Origin of the sequence: Rhodoblastus acidophilus, from assembly GCF_900187365.1 — a bacterium.
In the GTDB taxonomy this organism is placed as follows: domain Bacteria; phylum Pseudomonadota; class Alphaproteobacteria; order Rhizobiales; family Beijerinckiaceae; genus Rhodoblastus; species Rhodoblastus acidophilus.
Window position 1 is genome coordinate 1 of sequence record NZ_FYDG01000059.1, and the last position, 1,706, is coordinate 1,706.

The following is a 1,706-nucleotide window of genomic DNA, read 5'->3' on the forward strand; positions in this document are numbered from 1 at the left end:
GAGCGAGAGCTTTCCGCCTCCGCCGAGCGCATATATCGCTGCGGATTGTTCAGGGCTGAAGGCGACGCCTTGGCCGGAGGCTTCGACGGCGGCGATGGCGGAACGCAGTGCGGCGTCCGTCAGGTCGGAGGAATGATCGAGGGCGGCGTTGCGCGCCTTTTCGGAAACCGCCTGTTCGATGTGAACTTGCAGGCTGTTGCTGACCCGTTCGCTGCGCTCCAATTTTCCTGAAATCAGCGAAACCTGGACGCCTTCATGATTGAAACCATGTCGTTCGATCAAGTCCACGACCGCATCGACATCCTTCCGACCCGCAGGCGCGCCGACCGAGATGAGACCGCGCGCCGCATGTACGCGAAGACGGTCGCGATCGAGAACGGCGGCCGTCACGAATTCGCGGGAAAGGTTTTTCGCTGCGAGATCATAGGCGGCTTCGCGCCGTTCCGCATCGCTGATGACTGGCTGCGGCGCGGAGACGAGGACGGTTTCATGGTTCCAGCCGATTTCAGCGGCTTGCGCGCGCCAGACCTCGCGCGCCTCCTCCTTGGTCTTGCCGAGGCGGCCGGCGGCGCTGGCTTCGTGCAAGAGCTGCTTCTTCTTGTCGAGCGAGAGCTCGTCCCACTCCAGGGCGCTCTCGGCGGCGTAGCGCTTGGCGTCGCCGATGACCTGGCGGTCCCGTTTGGAGAATTTCGCGACCGCCGCCTCGGGCACGTCCAGGACGACGATCGCTTCCTCTTTCTCATCATAGCCGACGCGGACGCCGAGATCGCGAAGGTTCTGGGCGAGGTAGGCCTGAAAGATGGCGCCGAGTTCGTGAACCTTGTTCGCCGTGATGACGCGAGCGTCGATCGAGCCCACGCGGCCGTCTTCGGTCACGACGAGGTTTGGGATGAAGTTGTGCAGATGGAAGTGGGGGTCGCCCGCGATCGGCGCGTCGACCAGGTAGGTGCCGCCACCCGCGCCGTCCTGAAGTGCGAGGGTCGGACGCGCGGCGTCGTGCGCGAACGTCACCCAGCCGATCTGGCCGGCCTCGACGCCTTTAAGGCCGCCCTTGCCTTTACGCGCTTGACCGAGATCCTCGGCCGCATATCGCAACGCCTCGTCATTGGCGCGATGGATCGCCTCCCAAATCAAGCGGCGTTCCGCCTCGCTCGCCGCGAATTCCGCGGCGAGCGAGACGGATTTGTGGGGTGCGAAGACAAAATCAAAGCCCGAGTTTGTTCGCTGGGTGCGCGACCAGGCCTCGCCATTGTCAGCGCGGCGGCCCTCGAACAGAGGATCGAGATCGGCGTAGCGCGGTCGGCCTTTTGTGCTGTCGATCCCGAGGGCGGCGGCGACGCTGGCCGGCATGTCCTTGCGCCAGGCGGCGGCTTCGCCGCGTCCGGTGTAATAATTGGTGAGCGTTTCGCCGCTGTCGAGATTGCGGCCGGCGGGATCGACGCCGGCGACCGTCAAGGAGGCGTGTTGAGGCTCGGGGGCGTCCTGGGTCAGATAGGCGCGGATCTTGGCGCCGTCCGAACTGGCGGCGACTTTGGCGAAATTCAGCATGATCACTGCGCCTTCTGAACCGCGGGCGGCGTGACCGCCGTGCCGAGATGCGTTTCGATCCGCCCGACGGCGGCGGCGAGCTCCTTCAGCAATCGCGCCATCTCGCGCTGCTGCTGGATCATCAGGGTGATCAGATCGCGCAGGCTTGGGCCTTCGTC

1 protein-coding gene is annotated in these 1,706 nt (G+C 65.2%); it reads right to left on the reverse strand.

Annotated features, from left to right (window positions below):
* Nucleotides 1-1,548, reverse strand: a 1,548-nt coding sequence (gene mobF, locus CFB24_RS22170; protein WP_158255381.1) for a MobF family relaxase, incomplete at its 3' end; no start/stop codon positions are given.
* Between the last annotated feature and the right edge of the window lie 158 nt (nucleotides 1,549-1,706).